Here is a 16,432-nt window from a genome sequence, read left to right as displayed (position 1 = left end):
ACTCAGGGTATGTCCATAAATTTATGAGTTTGAAGCGAAATTTTCCATTTTGGGTGATTTTTTGCAAAATCAATGATTACCGGCGTGAACTTATCGGCCTTACTCCACTCAGGCTGAAGACGTAATTCACAACTTGAACTCACAAGTCCCGCATGCTCCTCAGCAAACGCAAAATCACTCTGATGAAACACGACAACTTTCAGTTCGTCCGCCTCCTTATATATAGAGGGATGTGGTTTCTTAAATTTCTTCGGGGAAAAGCAAACCCAATCAAAGTCACCGGAAAATGGATGCGCACCTGAAGTCTCTATATTCGTAGTGAATCCCTTTTCTTTCAAAAGTGCTGTCAATGGACCTAGCTCATACAGTAAGGGCTCTCCCCCAGTGATCACGACCAATCTTCCAGGAAAAGCCATCGCATCCTCCACTATCTTTTCAATAGAAAGCACAGGCCACTTACCCGAATCCCAAGACTCTTTGACATCACACCAGACGCAACCCACATCACAGCCTCCAAGCCGGATAAAATAAGCAGGATGACCAGTAAACCTTCCTTCTCCTTGTATGGTGTAAAAAGCTTCCATGATGGGCAAGGAAACGCCGGAAGCAACTTGATCTTGAATTGTCATCTGAATTTTTGGTGAAGCGGGAGATTCCACCGCTGTGTAAGAAAGGGGCAAAGGTAAGAATTGGAATGGAAAAATCGAAGATTGAATGAATGTGGGAATTTGTTCAAATCCATCTTTTGATCATCATCAATTCAAAACTTAGGATCAATTGCCGATTTGAGCCGCAAAGCCCATCATTTTTTCTATTTTTGCAGGCGTTCAGCTAAAACCCAACGAATAATTCAATCATGGCGGAGTACAACTTAAAGGAAATCGAGAAAAAATGGCAGGCCTACTGGGAAAAGAATCAGACATTCCTGGCTAAAGTAAACCCTGACAAACCTAAATTCTATTCTCTCGACATGTTCCCTTATCCATCTGGAGCTGGCCTTCATGTAGGACATCCACTTGGATACATAGCTTCGGATATTGTCTCCAGGTTCAAAAAACTTAAGGGTTTCAATGTACTTCACCCAATGGGCTATGACAGTTTTGGTCTTCCGGCTGAGCAGTACGCTATCCAAACTGGCCAACATCCAGCGATCACTACTGAACAAAACATCACCCGATACACCGAGCAGCTCAAAAATATAGGTTTTGCTTTTGATTGGAGCAAAGAAGTGCGCACTTCCAATCCTGACTATTACAAGTGGACGCAATGGATCTTCATGCAGCTTTTCAATAGCTACTACGATCAGGATGCAGACAAAGCACTTTCTATTGACTCTTTGATTGGGCGATTTGAAAAAGACGGAAATGCGACGGTAAAAGCTGTTTCTGATGATGAAACGCCGATATTCTCTGCTGAAAAATGGAATGCTTTCAGCGAAAAGGAAAAGCAGGAAATGCTGTTGAAATATAGATTGACTTTTCTGGCTGAAACTACGGTAAACTGGTGCGCAGCTTTGGGAACCGTGCTTTCCAATGACGAAGTAAAGGATGGCTTCTCGGAGCGTGGCGGACATCCTGTGGAGCGAAAGAAAATGATGCAGTGGTCCATGAGAATCACTGCCTATGCGGATAGATTATTAAAAGGACTAGATAAACTGGATTGGTCTGAGCCAATCAAAGAAATGCAGCGAAACTGGATAGGCAAATCCATCGGAGCTGATGTGGTCTTTCAGGTAAAAGATTCCGATCAAACTATCAAAGTATTCACCACGCGGGTGGATACTATATATGGTGTCACTTATTTGGCTTTGGCACCAGAATCTGATCTGGCGGCTGCGCTGATCACAGAAGATCAACGTGAAAAAGCTGAAGCTTACATCGAAGTTGCGAAGAACCGCTCCGAACGTGAACGTATGAGCGATGTCAAAACCATCTCTGGTGCTTTCACTGGTTCCTATGCTATCAACCCTTTCAACGGAGAAGAAATCCAAGTTTGGGTGGCTGATTATGTGTTGGCGGGATATGGAACTGGTGCGGTAATGGCCGTCCCGGCGCATGATGAACGCGACTACAACTTTGCGAAGCACTTCGGCCTGGAAATCAGACAAGTGATTGAAGGCTCCATGGAAGAAGGTTCTTTTCCTGGAAAAGGTGGCTTGATTATCAATTCAGGCTTTATTTCCAATTTGTATATGAAGGATGCTATGGTGAAAGCAATAGAATTCTTGGAAGAAAAAGGCATAGGAAAAGGCAAAATCCAATACAGAATGCGTGATGCGATTTTCACTCGCCAACGCTACTGGGGCGAACCTTTACCGGTTTATTTCAAAGACGGTTTACCTTATCTGATAGAAGAAAAAGACTTGCCATTGGTTTTGCCGGAGGTGGACAAATACTTGCCAACAGAGGACGGTGAGCCTCCACTTGCACGCGCAAAAGATTGGAATTATAAAACTTCGGAGGGGGAATTTCCTTTGGAGAGAAGCACCATGCCAGGCTGGGCGGGCTCCAGCTGGTATTTCTTCAGATATACAGATCCAAAGAACGAAGCTGCGTTTGCAGACAAAGCAAAAACCGATTACTGGGGCGCAGTTGACTTATATATAGGAGGATCTGAGCATGCGACTGGGCACTTATTGTATTCCAGGTTTTGGACGAAGTTCTTGTATGACCTCGGTGTAGTGAGCATAGATGAGCCTTTCCAGAAGATGATCAACCAAGGAATGATCCAGGGTAGATCTAATTTTGTTTATAGAATCAAAGGCAGCAATCAGTTTGTTAGTTACGGTTTGAAAGACCAATACGAAACTTCTGCAATTCACGTAGATGTGAATATTGTCTATAACGACCAACTAAATCTAGAGAAATTCAAGGCTTGGAGACCTGATTTGGCAGATGCTGAATTCATCCTGGAAGACGGAAAATACATCTGTGGCACTGAGGTGGAAAAAATGTCTAAATCAAAGTACAACGTCGTGAATCCTGATGACATCATCGAGAGATACGGAGCAGACACCTTGAGATTGTATGAGATGTTTTTGGGGCCATTGGAGCAATTCAAACCTTGGAACACCAACGGTATCGATGGAGTTTACAAGTTTTTGAGAAAGCTTTGGAATCTATACCACACGAATTCTGGCGAATTCCAGGTTTCTGATGCTGAGCCAAGCAAAGAAGAGTACAAAGCACTTCATAAAGCCTTGAAGAAAATGGAAGAAGACATGGCTAATTTCTCGTTCAACACTTCCGTGTCTAGCTTTATGATTTGTGTGAATGAACTTACAGCGTTAAAATGTAACAAAAGAGCTATTTTGGAACCTATGGCTTTGCTGGTTTCACCCTATGCACCGCATATCGCAGAAGAACTTTGGAGCCTTCTGGGGCATGAGACTTCTCTCACAGAAGCCACTTTCCCTGTTTTTGAAGAAAGCTATTTGAAAGAAAGCGCCTTTGAATATCCAGTGATGATCAATGGGAAAATGAGAGCAAAGCTCAACTTGGATCTCGCACTTTCCAAAGAGGAAATCGAAAAGGCAGCTTTGGCCGATGAAACGGTACAGAAGTGGCTGGAAGGAAAAGCACCTAAGAAAATGATCGTCGTGCCAGGAAAAATTGTGAACGTGGTGATTTAATCAAGATTTACTTTTACAAAAGGAGCAAAGAAACAAATCAACAGTTTTCTTTGCTCCTTCCTTTTTTTAAGACCTATTTTTAATGGTTAATCAAAGCCTAAAATGATCATCTACACTTATCCCGTTCGCACAGCATTCACTGATCGTGATTTGGAGATGATTCAGCCAGAGATGAAAATCAAAGCACTGGAGTTCACTCAAAGTCCTGCAGCTCTACCTTTTTACTTTATTCTCCAGTTTATTCAATTGCTATGGTTTGCACCCAAAACCAGCCAATACCTCTGTTTTTTTGGCGGATATCATAGCATACTTCCAGTTTGGTTTGGAAAAGTATTTGGGAAAAAGTGTAGCATCCAGGCAGGAGGTACAGATTGCATCAACATGCCCGAGATAGGCTATGGAAACTTCCGCAAGAAGTGGCTGCGAAAAGCCACTGTCTATAGTTTCAAAAACTGCAGCTTAATCTTGCCTGTGGCTCAAGCTTTGGTTAAGCAAGACTATCGTTACGACCCTTCTATTTCGCCCAAGCAAGGGTTGTTAAATCTGATTCCAGATCTTAAAACCCCCATTAAAGTCATAGCCAATGGTTTTGACACAGATTTTTGGAAGGATTTGGACCAAAAGCGACAGCCTAAAAGCTTCATTTCTGTAGCTACTGGTACTTCAAATCCTGCCCGGGCACGAGTAAAAGGCTACGACCTCATCGAGCAGCTAGCGGCCAATCATCCTGACTGGTCATTCACACTGGCGGGAGACGCTACATACACTTCCCCAAACCCTAACGTAAAAATCATCGGCAAACAAGCAGCAAGTCAACTGCGCGAGTTGTATAACTCCCACGAATTCTACTTACAACTATCCACTTCAGAAGGCTTCCCAAATGCCCTGGGTGAAGCGATGGCATGCGGATGCGTGCCCATTGGATCTGCAGTAGGAGCAATTCCGGAAATAATAGGGAGCGAAGAGTTAATTCTTAACCATAAAAACTATTTGGAACTTGAAAAATTGCTTTTGAAGCTAACTGAAGCTAAGTTGTTAATAATCAGACAGAATACACGTCAGAAAATACATAGCATCTTTCCATTTTCTGGCAGAAAAAATAAACTATTGGAAGTTCTCAAGTCCTGATTTCAAGTTCACTCTAGGTTCGATCGAATGAAATCCCTATAAAAACCTCCTCAGTATTTTCATTTTCGAAAATATCCTTTTCCGAATTTTCAGAATGGCTATTTACCAATTGCCAAATTTCTCATTCATTACACTCTACCAAATGATTCAAACTTAATTAAACCAGATTTTCAAATCGCAACAGATTTTTGATCTAAATCAAAGTTTTTTTAAACCACTTTTTGAGATTTTAACAAAATGTTAAAATATATAGACATAAAAAAAGGGGGCTTTTATGGAAAAAGCCCCCAAGAGTGGGTCTATTGTCAATCATCTAAAACCAAATATACTTTTGTAATCCTTGCTGTGTATTTGTTTTTTTGATCTTTATACTTCTCTAAACATAGGGAAAATGTTTTAAACCGCCCAAAAACAAACATTTATTTTTTCTCCAAATTTCAATAATCGAAGCCAAATTCTAATTTTTCAGTTAATAAGTTTAGCAAAAAGTAACCCTATCTCGGGTCAAAAGGACTTCACTGAGTATATCTCATTTTTCAGTATCTTCAAATGTCTTATCATTTATTATGAAGAAAAGTCTATTCGCGCTCGGAATTGTAGCCATTATATGTTTTGCTGCGACCCAATTCGTGCCACCCTATATTGAATCCCAGAGAAACCCTGTTAAAATCCCACCACCCTATTCTGTTTCTGCTGACGCCCAAGCGATGTATGATCGACTGGATTTTATCGCAGATTTGCATTGCGATGCCTTGCTCTGGGGCAGGGATCTAACCAAAAAAGGAAGCCGTGGACAAGTTGATTTCCCTAGAATGCGGCAAGCTAATGTAGCTTTGGAGATGTTCACCATTGTATCAAAATCGCCTGCAGGGCAAAATATGCAAAGTAACAGCTCGGATGCATTTGACAACATCACGCCACTAACGATAGCGAAAGGAGAATCCCCTTTAAACTGGTTTAGCTTGATCAACAGAACACTTTCTCAATCTCAAAACTTAAATGATTTCATAGAAGAGGAAGGAAGGAAGGCGATTTTTGTCAAAAGCAAAGCAGACCTGAATCAACTTATTTCAGCAAGGAAAAGTGATAAATCCGTCATCGGCGGGATGCTTGGAATAGAAGGTGCACATGCGCTGGAAGGTGAAATTGCCAATTTGGATCGTGTCTATGAGGCTGGAGTACGGATGATTGGTCTCACGCATTTTTTCGACAATGAACTGGGAGGATCGGCTCACGGCAAAAGTCAAGCAGGATTGACTGATTTTGGAAAAGAAGTGGTGAGAAAGATGAATGAGCTTGGAATATTTGTGGACCTGGCACATTGCTCACCAGCGATTGTTGACGATGTTTTGGCCATGACTGACAAACCTGTAATGGTATCTCATACTGGCGTAAGAGGAATTCTAGACTCTCAGCGAAACTTGAGTGACACACAAATACAGAAAATCGCGGCAAACGGTGGGATTATTGGCATTGCATTTTTCGATGAAGCAGTGGGCTTACCCGAACTACCAAATATCATTTCATCAATTAAGCACGTCCGTGATTTAGTCGGGATAGAGTTTGTTGCGCTGGGCTCGGATTATGATGGATCTGTGGCAGTACCCTTTGACATTACCGGATTTCCACTTTTGGTAGAAGGTATGCTTCATGAGGGTTTTACTGAAACAGAGATTAAATCAGTCATGGGCGAAAATGTCAAGAGATTTTTCCTTCAAAACCTTCCGTAAATGAAAGAGTCCCAAATCCATCAAGAGAGTAAGTATTTTCAAAAATTCCAGGAATATCTAGGAGAGTTCGTGTACGGAGGAATAGATGGTGCAGTCACCACTTTTGCCGTAGTGGCAGGAGGATTTGGTGCTAATCTAGACTCTGGGATCATCATTATTTTGGGCTTTGCAAATTTGCTTGCCGATGGTTTTTCCATGTCTGTGGGGGCATATCTTTCTGCCAAAAGCGATAAAGAAAACTTCAAAAAACATGAAGCCATTGAATACTGGGAAATAGAAAACCTCCCCGATATTGAGCGTGAAGAGATCAGAGATATCTACAAAGCGAAGGGCTTTAAAGGAGAGCTATTAGAAAAAGTAGTGGATCAGATCACCTCTAACAAAGAACTCTGGGTAGCCGAAATGATGAAGGATGAGCTAAACTTAATGGAAGAAACGAAAAGCCCATTTAAAATTGGATTTGCTACATTTATCTCCTTTCTCATTGTAGGCTTCATCCCACTTCTCGTCTATTTGTGGACATTTTTCTACCCTACCCCTATCAACATCTTTCTATGGACTAGTGTGCTAACCGGCTTGGCTTTCGTGGTTGTTGGCGCCTTGAAGTCTCTAGTCAATCAAACCTCACTACTTAAAAGCATAGCAGAAACAGTCGCTCTCGGAGCTCTCGCTGCTGTAGTGGCATTTTATGTAGGCGACATTCTTGAACAATTTTTCATCAAATAAATCAATGCAAACTATCGATGATGTACTAGTTCGAATGGATCAAATCGTAGCCGAGTGCAAAAGCAATCAATCACGAATTGGCTACTTTGCTATTCTCTACAGGCAGGTGACACGCAGAATCAGAGTTGGGATTTTGGCACAGGAATTTGAGGACAACCCTAGAATGGAAAAACTCGATGTGCTTTTTGCCGGAAGATTTATCGACGCTTATGATTCTTGGAGAAAGGCTAAAAAACCAACCGAAAGCTGGCTTTTGGCTTTTGAAGCAAGTAACTCCAGCAAGCATCTCGTGCTTCAGCACTTGTTCTTGGGAATAAACGCCCACATTAATCTGGATCTGGGAATCTCAGCAGCTGACACGATGGGCACGGAACCTATAGCGGGTATTCAGAAAGATTTCAATAAGATCAATGCCGTCCTAGCTGAGTTGGTCGATGGAGTCAAAGCTAACATATCCGCTGTTTCGCCGATTTTCGGCTGGCTTATCCCATTAGCTAAAGGCCGTGATGAAATGCTACTGAACTTCTCAATACAGCTTGCCCGGGACGGTGCCTGGAAGTATGCTGGGGAATATTACAGCTGTGATGATCGAGCCACCTCTATCCAAGAACGGGATGCGAACATAGCAAAGCTGGCCAAAAAGCTGATCAATCCTGGGAAATTTCTATTGTTCATGGTGAAAATAGTAAGTTTCGCAGAATGGAAGTCTGTCAGTCGAACCATGGATCAGCTTGATGTAGTTATCAAAAAAGCTCAAACGATTTAGGCGAATTTAAAAATTGTGCCCTTCTCAATAGTTATCTCTGCCCAATACGGGAGTTTTTGAATAGTAGAATCCTCCTGCATACTCCGTAATTACCACTTCGCAATCGCGCGCCATAGCTGAATAATACTTCAATCCATCAGCAAAATTCTGCACCTAACGATTGAAAAGTAGATCCCTAACTGTCTCCTGATCTTCGGGCATCTGCAAGGTTGAACAAGGGGATTTTAAATAGGGACATCATTGCAGATAATCTTAGTTGTTGTTGGCAATATGCTATTCTAAATTTTAAACTTAGATTCAATCTTAGCAATTTCAGCTTCAATTTGAGCTTTATTTTTTCTATTGGTTTTCTCTTTCTGAAGATCCGTAGCATAGAAATGCGTATCCTGAAAGTAGCCTACTCTCGCTTCAGATTCACCTTTGGCGAAGGTCCATTTTTCTCCTTTAAATAGCCGTACCTTATCTTCATGCAGCTCCAGGTATTCATCATAAGGCCCGCGAGGTGATATCAATTTCACAAAGATCGGAGCAGTCTCGATAGCGATAAAAAGCAACATGACAAAGATATTCGCCATGGCCATTGCGGCGCTTTCCTTAGTCAAAGCATCCAGTGCCTCCATTCTTGCGGCGAGCCCATCGAAGCCTTCTATTCCGGGCTGTTGCTTTTCAAACTCCCGCTGACGCAAAGCTACAAACTCACGGATCTGAGCTTCTAAGGTATCGACACGAATTTGATTTCTCAACCTAAGCTCATCCAACGACACTTGCGCTGCATCCAGCTGCTGCTCTTTTTTCTTTGCATTCGTTCCTAATCCTACTATCCCACTCGTACTCCCTGTTTTTTCCCCAAATCGCTCAGCATCATATTCACGTTGAAGCTGATCTCTATACTGTTCAAATTCTAAGACTTCTGCTTTGAATGTGTCGATTTTAGCTTCCAATTCCTGAATCTCAGGAAATCCCTTGGCTAAATTCAGCTTCGATTCAGCAATAAACTCAGTTCTTTTTTCATCTATTTTCCGATCAATCTCCCGCTCAAACATTTTTAATTCCAGTGGTTTGGAAATGACTAGCGCTAGTAAAACCGCCAATACCAACCTTGGAACAGCCAACTTCCATTCCGCCCAGGCACTTTCTCTTTTCCTCATGCTGGAAACTATAAATCGGTCGAGGTTGAAAATCATTAATCCCCAAAGCAATCCAAAAAACATAGCCGGCCATACCGATTGAAAAACTGTAAAAAGAGCATAACCAGAAGCCAATGAAGCTAGCACTCCGGTGAAGAAAACGGTCGCACCGATTCCGATATACTTATTTGATTCAGTAGGTGAGCGTTTGAGTAGAGAGAAGTTAGCACCGCTGCAGAACCAGAAAAAGCGAGTGAATTTTTCCATAAGGGCAAGTAAGATTGATCTGAATAGAGAAATAACGCTAAAACCACTCCAAAGCAGACAGCCAACATATCCATGAGATGTTTTTGGGATGGATTTCCAAAAAAACCAATCTAAACAGCTTTAATTAGATGATTTGCTGTGACGAAAGCTCTGAATAACCTGAAAGCGAACAATATCAGGAAATTGTCCACGCTGTACGTAAATGGACCTTCGCTGATCGGATTCGTAACAACTGTTTTTGGGGAAATAAGAGTTTAAGGGAGCACATCTAGTTTCCTTTAAAATCAGCTAGTATATTTAGACATGAGCAAACTATTATCCTACCTCCTGGTTTTTCTATTCTTCTGTAATTTTCAACCTTCATTCTCGCAAGAAGTCGAGTTCGAAGCAGAAGTAAACAAGCGTGCAAAAGAAATAGATGATCGTGGCTGGGAAAAAGGAAGTGTGGTATTCACCGGCAGCTCCAGTGTGAGAATGTGGAATAATCTACAGGAGCAGTTTCCTGACGTTGCTATCATCAATTCTGCTTTCGGAGGATCTAGAGCTGATCAACTACTTACTCACTTGGACAAAACCGTTTTAAGATTTGAGCCATCAAAAGTCTTTATCTATGAAGGAGATAATGACATCAACTCGGGCCAGGAAGTGTCAGAAATAATCAAAAACTTAAGTGAATTGGTAGCTAGAATTCACGCGGCTAATCCCAATACAATCGTAAATCTAATTGCGGCAAAACCAAGTCCTTCAAGATGGGATAAGAAAACATCTTATTTGGTACTGAATGACCTGATGCGCCAATATGCAACTACTCACAGTAACGTGAATTTTGTGAACGTGTGGGATATAATGCTAGACAAAAGCGGCAAACCGAAAGCTGATATTTTCCTTGAAGACGATCTCCACATGAATAAGAAGGGATATGAACTTTGGAAGGAAATTTTTACTCCATTCCTGAAATGATTAATAGGATCTAAAACTGAAAGGACATTCCCAACACCACTTGTTCAGACCTAAAATCATCCTTTCTTTTAATAAACTGATCAAAATCAAATTCCTGATCATTCAACAATCGCTCGTAGCGAAGATCTAATCCCACAGGCCCGAAGTTTACCCCCAATCCAAATTGATAGCCAAATAGAAACTCCTTATCGGAGGGGCTGTTAAAAACATCTTCGTAGTTATCGTCCAACAAATAATGAAATGAAGGACCACCGACGACACTGATGAATTTGAAAAGGTGCATTCCAACCAGCACGGGAGCATCTAGCCTACTAGTCTTGACCTCTCCGAGTCCAGCGTCAAATTTAGTATGCGTATATACTATCTCCGGACGCAAAAAAATATCGTATGAAGCAAGCTTATAAAAAGCACCCACTTGATACCCCGCCGAGTTTCCCGGATTTTTCCAAATAGACCCCGCATCCTCGAAATATTTACCTGAAGTAGAATAGCCCAATCCTGCTTTGAGGCCAAATCCTGAACCTTTATGCTGGCCATTTACTTGTAGAGATACTAGAAAAAGAATAAATACAGTCAGAAGAAATTTTCCTGAATACGCATAGGAAGTAATTCTAGAGAAATGTTTCATAGCTGACAAACTGATTACGGATTAACTGCGTATTTCAAGGTATTAAAATCTTAAATATGCTAAACTCACCAAACAGAATCCTATAATTTGAGTTTAGTATTCAATGATTTTCAAATCATTCAAAACAAAAAAGGAACCAAAAATATGTTTACTTCAAATAAACTGTTCACGCCCATGATGTCACTGATAGTTGCCTTGATGTTTTCCTGCGGGAATACTTCAATTCAAAACCAAGAATCATCAGCCGATGCCATTAAAGTTTCTGAGTACAAAAGAGAAACAGCGCTTGCCACCTTCGCTGGAGGGTGTTTTTGGTGTGTGGAAGCACCTTTCGAAGGAATAGATGGAGTGATCGCCGTCATCTCAGGCTATGCTGGCGGTAAAGAGAAAAACCCAACCTACGGAGAAGTTTCTGGCGGCAAAACCTCACATAGAGAAGCCGTGCAGATCACTTTCGACCCTGAAGTAATCAGCTATTCAGAGCTAGTAGATATCTTCTGGCAAACATTTGACCCGACAGATGTGGGAGGATCTTTCTATGACAGAGGTTCTCAATACGAATCTGCTATTTGGTACCATGACAGTGAACAGAAAAAAGTTGCGGAAGAGTCAAAGAAACTTTTAGATAAGTCAGGGAAATTTGAAAAGGAAATCGCTACGCCTATTCTTAAGTACACCAATTTCTACCCGGCTGAAGATTATCACCAGGATTATTATAAAAAGAACCCTCAAGAGTATTATTCCTATAGAACTGGATCTGGAAGAGATAAATTTATCAAAAAACACTGGCCGGAATTGTCTGAGAAAAAGTATGTAGCGCCACCCAAAGCAGAACTGAAAAAAACCTTGACTGAGTTACAATATGAGGTCACACAAGAAGACGCAACTGAAATGTCTTTTCAAAATGAATATAATGGAAATAAACAAGAGGGAATCTATGTTGATATCGTATCTGGAGCGCCACTATTTAGTTCTAAAGATAAATACGAATCAGGCTCTGGATGGCCTAGCTTCACCAAGCCAATAGATGCACGTGCATTAGCAAAACCAACAGATAACACTTTGGGGATGCTGAGAGTCGAGGTTCGAAGCAAGTTTGGAGATAGTCACTTGGGTCATGTATTCTACGATGGACCTGAACCCACCAATTTGAGGTATTGCATGAATTCCGCTGCGATGAAATTCATCCCAAAAGAAGAGATGGAAGCAGCAGGTTATGGGGAGTATTTGTGGTTGGTTGATTGAAGAGGAAAGAGGCTACTTTAGGGTAGCCTTTTTTAGTTTTGAAATATAAAAGCTGATTTTTTTTAATCGTTTATTCAATTAAAATCATCGCCCTTTATATATTTAAGTCAAACTTATCCCCTTATGAAAAAATTTGCTTGGATTGCCGGAATCGTTATTGTCGGATTACTAGCCGGTATTTTTTGGTATAAATTTTATTTTGTATTCGGTGAGGGTGTAAAAGCGGGTAGCCTGAATTATTTCGTCAAAAAAGGAGTAGTGTTCAAAACCTATGAAGGGCGTGTAGTCCAGGAAGGTTTTCAAAGCCCTACAGCAGGCGGGTTACAAAGCAATGAATTCAGATTCAGTGTAGTGGATAACGACATCGCAGAGCAGCTAGAAAGAGCTTCCGGGAAGTTTGTAGAGCTCCGCTATAAAGAATACAACGGAATGCTCCCATGGCGTGGTACTAGTAATTTTGTTGTGACTGAGGTCCTCACTGCAAACAATGCGGGCAAAACTGACGGATCAACTTTGCCCTTTGATCAATAATCAAGGACGAGACCAGTAGTCAATAACGGTAACCTTATCCAAGTGCGGCCCTAGTATTTCACCAAAAGCAGCATGGGCAGGATGAGGCAAGTACGCATCGCGAGCTGCATCTGAGTGAAAGGTAAGCACAAACGCATGCGTCAAGCCTTGATCAAGACCCTCAGGGCTAGAATTTACCCCGTACTCAAAGTGCTCAATCCCATCAATTTCATTTTGCAGATTCCTAAATGCTGTAATTACTCTCTCTATATCTTCTGGAGAAGAGGTCTCTTTGAAGCTGAAAAAAACATTGTGTCTCAGTACTGAATCCGGTTTTGTAGCCATTGTTTCTTGGTGATTTTCATCGCTCATTTCATTTTGGGAATGGTTTTCCTCCTTTTCTGCACAAGAAAACGCCAAAACAAGAGGAATAAAATAGAATAACTTTTTCATAGGTTTTAGATTTTAAACCAATCTAAGGAGATTCGATCTATAATTCTAAATCTATAGAGTTTTGTCCCTTCTTTTTATGACATCCTAGTTTTCTAAGAAACTAGCTAGTAACAAAACATAAGTAGATCTACGAAAACACTTGAAATCAATATCCTTCTTAAAGGCATCTTGTGTTTTGCTACTATAGGCTCATTTAACAGCTGCACTTCTCAAAACGATGATTCCAACACTAGCAAGGCAGTGAGCTATAAGCTTACCAAAATAAAGCTGTCAAGATCAACCGGAAACATTCCCTTTCTCTGTCCTACAACAAAACATTAGTCCAAGAGCTTGAAAATACTGAAATTGAGTAAGAGATAACACGATCTTCCATCTATCACTAGTAAACCGACTAAACATGAAAGTTGCTTTTTTCAGCACCAAATCCTACGACAAAGACAGTTTTGATGCATATATCCCACAGCATAACCACGAGTTCACTTTTTTTGAAGCCAAACTAGAGAATAGTACAGTGGCTTTGGCCAAAGGTTTTGATGTAGTATGTTCCTTCGTTAACGATCATTTGGACAAAAACAACTTGTCAAAGTTGGCGGAAATGGGTATAAATAAGATCGTATTACGCTGTGCCGGTTACAATCAAGTCGATTTAGAGAAGGCTTCAAAATTAGGCTTTAAAATCTGCCGAGTACCGGCCTATAGTCCTGAAGCAGTAGCTGAATATGCGCTGGCTCTCTTGCTTACATTGAGTAGAAAAACGCATAAGGCATATAATCGGGTGCGGGAAAACAATTATTCTTTAGAAGGCCTAACTGGGTTCAATATTCATGGTAAAACAGTTGGAGTCGTTGGTACAGGAGCTATTGGAAGGGCATTTTGCAAAATCATGCTTGGGATGGGCTGTAACGTTCTCGCTCATGACATCTATGAAGATGATGAGCTGAAAAAACTAGGCGTTGTCTATCTTCCCATCGAAGAATTATTTTCTCAAAGTGATATTATCTCTCTTCATTGCCCTTTGACAACTGATACCTTTCACCTAGTCAATGCCAAATCTTTGCAACTGATGAAAGAGGGAGTGGCTTTAATCAATACGAGTCGGGGTGCACTGATAGAAACAAAAGCAGTGATCAAAGCACTCAAAAGCAGGAAAGTAGGAAACTTGGGAATTGATGTTTATGAGCAGGAAGAGGACTTATTTTTTCAAAACCTGTCGGAAGAGATCTTACTCGACGAGGACATTGCCCGGTTGATGAGTTTCCCCAATGTCCTGATCACAGGCCATCAAGCCTTCCTGACGCACGAAGCCTTAGCACAGATTGCCCAGGTCACCCTCCAGAATCTGGATGAGCTGGAAGCTGGGATCGAATTGACCAATGAAATAAAGTATAAATCTGTGTAGCCGTGAGATCAGACCAAATTCTCCTTCTTGGGTAAATCTGAAAAGACTAGGTTAAAGAGTCAGCCTTTGGCTGGATTTTAAACAAAAAAATGCCTGCAAATCATAGATCTGCAGGCATCGAACTTTGTATTTCTTAATTGGGCAAAGCCCGATTGGAATTACTTAGCCACTTTCACATTCACAGCGTTAACGCCTTTTTTACCTTGAACTACGTCATAAGTAACGTGATCATTCTCACGGATTTCGTGTACTAGACCTGAGTGGTGTACAAATACATCTTCACTGTTGTCTGCTGGTGTAATAAAACCAAAACCTTTGGTTGTGTTAAAGAATTTTACTGTTCCTTCATTCATGATTACTCGTTTTTAAATTTGGTGTTTCTATTATTTTGTTGTTGTGCATTGTTGGGATATTCTCTTCTAGGAGTACCTTCCTTTCTTTGCGGGTTTTCTTTTTTAGGGGGTTCTGGTTCTGGCGGCGTGTCTGAGATGTTACCAAACTCATCCACGTACGCAATCATATCATCCAGATCTCCACTTTTCGGCTGATCCTTACGGGCGGCCATTTTTTCTTGCTTTTCTCTCTTCTTTCTCTTTTTGAGTTCTGCTTTTTGCTTTTTAATGAATGTGTTCTGGTTTTTAGACATATCGCGATTTTAATTGACAAATGTTATGGCCCGTCCGGTTTTTCCGGCTCGACCTGTCCGACCAATCCTGTGAATATAACTATCCATAGTCATGGGAAGCTGATAATTGATCACATGAGTTACATCAGCAACATCGATTCCTCTAGCTGCCACGTCTGTAGCTACTAGTACTCGAGTAAGTCCGCTTTTGAACTCGTCAATAGTTCTATTACGGAAATTCTGTGATTTGTTACCATGAATCAATCCAGACTTAATTCCGGACTGATTTAGTTGCTTACTTAACTTATCCGCAAGTCGTTTAGTTTCAGTGAAAATAATCACCTTCTCCAATTCATCTCCCTTAAATAAGTCAGCAAGTAGTGCAAACTTGTCCTTTCCCTCAGGAACACGGACAATTTCTTGATCTACGTTTTCGCTGGTTGTTCCGCCAGTATTCACTTTAATTACCACAGGATTGTCGAGCAATCCGTCGATAAGTGCTTTCTGACTTGGTTCTAAAGTCGCAGAGAAAAGCATTGTCTGGCTTCTCTTCGTCATTAAATTTACGAGTTTTTTCACATCGTGAACAAACCCCATATCTAACATTCTGTCAAACTCATCCAATACAAGCGTATTTACTCGGTTGAGATGCAACAGTTTACGATTTGAAAGATCCAGTAGCCTACCAGGTGTACCTACGATGACGTGGAGCTTTCTACTTAGCGCTTTAAAATCAGAATTGATATTCGTCCCTCCTATGAAGGTATTGGAATACAAATTCATCCCTTTGCTCAAGCTCTTGAATTCTTCTTCGATCTGTAATGCCAACTCACGAGTAGGTGTTACGATCAAAGCGGTAAAATTCTGAGGATCTAGTTTGGCGTGCTCAATGATAGGAATCAAAAACGCACCAGTTTTTCCTGAGCCAGTATTCGATATCCCAAGCAGGTCTCTCCTCTCCATCAAGGAAGGAATGGCCTGCTCCTGAATATTGGTCATGCTCTCATACCCTTTTGCTGAAATATTCCTCAGCAACGAGGCGTTCAAATTCACGCTTGTGAAGGGAGTCTCCGATCTAAAACCTTCCTGACCACTAGGCTGGGCCTTTTTGACCAATAAATTTGGATCGAGTTTAGACTCTTTCTTTTTATTCTGACCTGGCTTTCCAGCGGGACGTGCATTACGTCTTTGGTTGGCGGCTGGTCTTGTATTACTTTTTCTATTACTATTCATAATT

The 16,432-nt window shown here is 41.2% G+C and carries 16 protein-coding genes; 9 read left to right on the top strand and 7 right to left on the bottom strand.

Annotated elements, in window-relative coordinates; all coding sequences use genetic code 11:
- Window positions 1–2: 2 nt before the first annotated feature.
- Window positions 3–629 carry a 7-carboxy-7-deazaguanine synthase QueE gene (locus tag ABJH64_RS05875; protein WP_348276997.1) on the bottom strand — a complete coding sequence of 209 codons (627 nt, stop codon included), beginning with the start codon at window positions 627–629 and terminating at the stop codon, window positions 3–5.
- 227 nt (window positions 630–856) lie between these two features.
- Here ABJH64_RS05875 and leuS point away from each other — a divergent pair, with 227 nt between their 5' ends.
- The 5 genes from leuS to ABJH64_RS05850 all read left to right on the top strand — a co-directional run bounded on the left by leuS (window position 857) and on the right by ABJH64_RS05850 (window position 7,981).
- Complete coding sequence (leuS, locus tag ABJH64_RS05870; protein WP_348276996.1) at window positions 857–3,631, top strand: leucine--tRNA ligase; 2,775 nt, start codon at window positions 857–859, stop codon at window positions 3,629–3,631.
- Between the two features lie 102 nt (window positions 3,632–3,733).
- Entirely contained in the window at window positions 3,734–4,759 is a 1,026-nt protein-coding gene (locus tag ABJH64_RS05865) for a glycosyltransferase family 4 protein (RefSeq protein ID WP_348276995.1), read from the top strand.
- Window positions 4,760–5,325: 566 nt separating this feature from the next.
- Window positions 5,326–6,489, top strand: coding sequence for a dipeptidase (locus ABJH64_RS05860; RefSeq protein ID WP_348276994.1), 1,164 nt, complete (start codon window positions 5,326–5,328; stop codon window positions 6,487–6,489).
- Window positions 6,490–7,215 carry a VIT1/CCC1 transporter family protein gene (locus tag ABJH64_RS05855; RefSeq protein WP_348276993.1) on the top strand — a complete coding sequence of 242 codons (726 nt, stop codon included), beginning with the start codon at window positions 6,490–6,492 and terminating at the stop codon, window positions 7,213–7,215.
- A gap of 4 nt (window positions 7,216–7,219) precedes the next feature.
- Entirely contained in the window at window positions 7,220–7,981 is a 762-nt protein-coding gene (locus tag ABJH64_RS05850; protein ID WP_348276992.1) for a DUF5995 family protein, read from the top strand.
- Window positions 7,982–8,259: 278 nt separating this feature from the next.
- Here the strand turns inward: ABJH64_RS05850 and ABJH64_RS05845 are convergent, their stop codons facing one another.
- Entirely contained in the window at window positions 8,260–9,375 is a 1,116-nt protein-coding gene (locus ABJH64_RS05845) for a DUF4407 domain-containing protein (protein ID WP_348276991.1), read from the bottom strand.
- A gap of 303 nt (window positions 9,376–9,678) precedes the next feature.
- On the opposite strand from ABJH64_RS05845, the gene ABJH64_RS05840 reads away from it, so the two are divergent.
- The gene (locus ABJH64_RS05840) at window positions 9,679–10,335 is read left to right on the top strand and encodes a GDSL-type esterase/lipase family protein (RefSeq protein ID WP_348276990.1); all 657 of its coding nucleotides are present in this window, start codon (window positions 9,679–9,681) and stop codon (window positions 10,333–10,335) included.
- A gap of 10 nt (window positions 10,336–10,345) precedes the next feature.
- Here the strand turns inward: ABJH64_RS05840 and ABJH64_RS05835 are convergent, their stop codons facing one another.
- A complete protein-coding gene (locus ABJH64_RS05835) occupies window positions 10,346–10,963 on the bottom strand; it encodes an outer membrane beta-barrel protein (RefSeq protein WP_348276989.1) in 618 nt (205 codons plus the stop codon).
- Between the two features lie 174 nt (window positions 10,964–11,137).
- Here ABJH64_RS05835 and msrA point away from each other — a divergent pair, with 174 nt between their 5' ends.
- Both msrA and ABJH64_RS05825 read left to right on the top strand, forming a co-directional pair.
- On the top strand, window positions 11,138–12,208 hold the full coding sequence (gene msrA / locus ABJH64_RS05830; protein WP_348299795.1) for a peptide-methionine (S)-S-oxide reductase MsrA: 1,071 nt from the start codon (window positions 11,138–11,140) through the stop codon (window positions 12,206–12,208).
- A 123-nt stretch (window positions 12,209–12,331) separates the two neighbouring features.
- Complete coding sequence (locus tag ABJH64_RS05825) at window positions 12,332–12,739, top strand: hypothetical protein (RefSeq protein ID WP_348276987.1); 408 nt, start codon at window positions 12,332–12,334, stop codon at window positions 12,737–12,739.
- On the opposite strand, the gene ABJH64_RS05820 is transcribed toward ABJH64_RS05825, so the two are convergent.
- Window positions 12,740–13,171 carry a Dabb family protein gene (locus ABJH64_RS05820; RefSeq protein WP_348276986.1) on the bottom strand — a complete coding sequence of 144 codons (432 nt, stop codon included), beginning with the start codon at window positions 13,169–13,171 and terminating at the stop codon, window positions 12,740–12,742.
- 397 nt (window positions 13,172–13,568) lie between these two features.
- On the opposite strand from ABJH64_RS05820, the gene ABJH64_RS05815 reads away from it, so the two are divergent.
- Window positions 13,569–14,570, top strand: coding sequence for a 2-hydroxyacid dehydrogenase (locus ABJH64_RS05815; RefSeq protein WP_348276985.1), 1,002 nt, complete (start codon window positions 13,569–13,571; stop codon window positions 14,568–14,570).
- A gap of 158 nt (window positions 14,571–14,728) precedes the next feature.
- Here the strand turns inward: ABJH64_RS05815 and ABJH64_RS05810 are convergent, their stop codons facing one another.
- Genes ABJH64_RS05810 through ABJH64_RS05800 form a run of 3 tightly spaced genes read right to left on the bottom strand, consistent with a single transcriptional unit; the run spans window position 14,729 to window position 16,428 of the window.
- The gene (locus ABJH64_RS05810; protein WP_086501652.1) at window positions 14,729–14,923 is read right to left on the bottom strand and encodes a cold-shock protein; all 195 of its coding nucleotides are present in this window, start codon (window positions 14,921–14,923) and stop codon (window positions 14,729–14,731) included.
- Window positions 14,924–14,925: 2 nt separating this feature from the next.
- The gene (locus ABJH64_RS05805) at window positions 14,926–15,216 is read right to left on the bottom strand and encodes a cold-shock protein (protein ID WP_348276984.1); all 291 of its coding nucleotides are present in this window, start codon (window positions 15,214–15,216) and stop codon (window positions 14,926–14,928) included.
- Between the two features lie 9 nt (window positions 15,217–15,225).
- Complete coding sequence (locus ABJH64_RS05800; protein WP_348276983.1) at window positions 15,226–16,428, bottom strand: DEAD/DEAH box helicase; 1,203 nt, start codon at window positions 16,426–16,428, stop codon at window positions 15,226–15,228.
- Window positions 16,429–16,432 lie beyond the last annotated feature (4 nt).

The organism is Algoriphagus sp. (assembly GCF_039969895.1).
Taxonomy (GTDB): Bacteria; Bacteroidota; Bacteroidia; order Cytophagales; family Cyclobacteriaceae; genus Algoriphagus.
This window is presented reverse-complemented; position numbering and strand designations above follow the sequence as displayed.

Bases quoted from the DNA above. Each gene is read 5' to 3' on its own strand.
- ABJH64_RS05875 (WP_348276997.1), bottom strand. From the start codon at position 629: ATGACAATTCAAGATCAAGTTGCTTCCGGCGTTTCCTTGCCCATCATG.
- leuS (WP_348276996.1), top strand. From the start codon at position 857: ATGGCGGAGTACAACTTAAAGGAAATCGAGAAAAAATGGCAGGCCTAC.
- ABJH64_RS05865 (WP_348276995.1), top strand. From the start codon at position 3,734: ATGATCATCTACACTTATCCCGTTCGCACAGCATTCACTGATCGTGAT.
- ABJH64_RS05860 (WP_348276994.1), top strand. From the start codon at position 5,326: ATGAAGAAAAGTCTATTCGCGCTCGGAATTGTAGCCATTATATGTTTT.
- ABJH64_RS05855 (WP_348276993.1), top strand. From the start codon at position 6,490: ATGAAAGAGTCCCAAATCCATCAAGAGAGTAAGTATTTTCAAAAATTC.
- ABJH64_RS05850 (WP_348276992.1), top strand. From the start codon at position 7,220: ATGCAAACTATCGATGATGTACTAGTTCGAATGGATCAAATCGTAGCC.
- ABJH64_RS05845 (WP_348276991.1), bottom strand. From the start codon at position 9,375: ATGGAAAAATTCACTCGCTTTTTCTGGTTCTGCAGCGGTGCTAACTTC.
- ABJH64_RS05840 (WP_348276990.1), top strand. From the start codon at position 9,679: ATGAGCAAACTATTATCCTACCTCCTGGTTTTTCTATTCTTCTGTAAT.
- ABJH64_RS05835 (WP_348276989.1), bottom strand. From the start codon at position 10,963: ATGAAACATTTCTCTAGAATTACTTCCTATGCGTATTCAGGAAAATTT.
- msrA (WP_348299795.1), top strand. From the start codon at position 11,138: ATGATGTCACTGATAGTTGCCTTGATGTTTTCCTGCGGGAATACTTCA.
- ABJH64_RS05825 (WP_348276987.1), top strand. From the start codon at position 12,332: ATGAAAAAATTTGCTTGGATTGCCGGAATCGTTATTGTCGGATTACTA.
- ABJH64_RS05820 (WP_348276986.1), bottom strand. From the start codon at position 13,171: ATGAAAAAGTTATTCTATTTTATTCCTCTTGTTTTGGCGTTTTCTTGT.
- ABJH64_RS05815 (WP_348276985.1), top strand. From the start codon at position 13,569: ATGAAAGTTGCTTTTTTCAGCACCAAATCCTACGACAAAGACAGTTTT.
- ABJH64_RS05810 (WP_086501652.1), bottom strand. From the start codon at position 14,923: ATGAATGAAGGAACAGTAAAATTCTTTAACACAACCAAAGGTTTTGGT.
- ABJH64_RS05805 (WP_348276984.1), bottom strand. From the start codon at position 15,216: ATGTCTAAAAACCAGAACACATTCATTAAAAAGCAAAAAGCAGAACTC.
- ABJH64_RS05800 (WP_348276983.1), bottom strand. From the start codon at position 16,428: ATGAATAGTAATAGAAAAAGTAATACAAGACCAGCCGCCAACCAAAGA.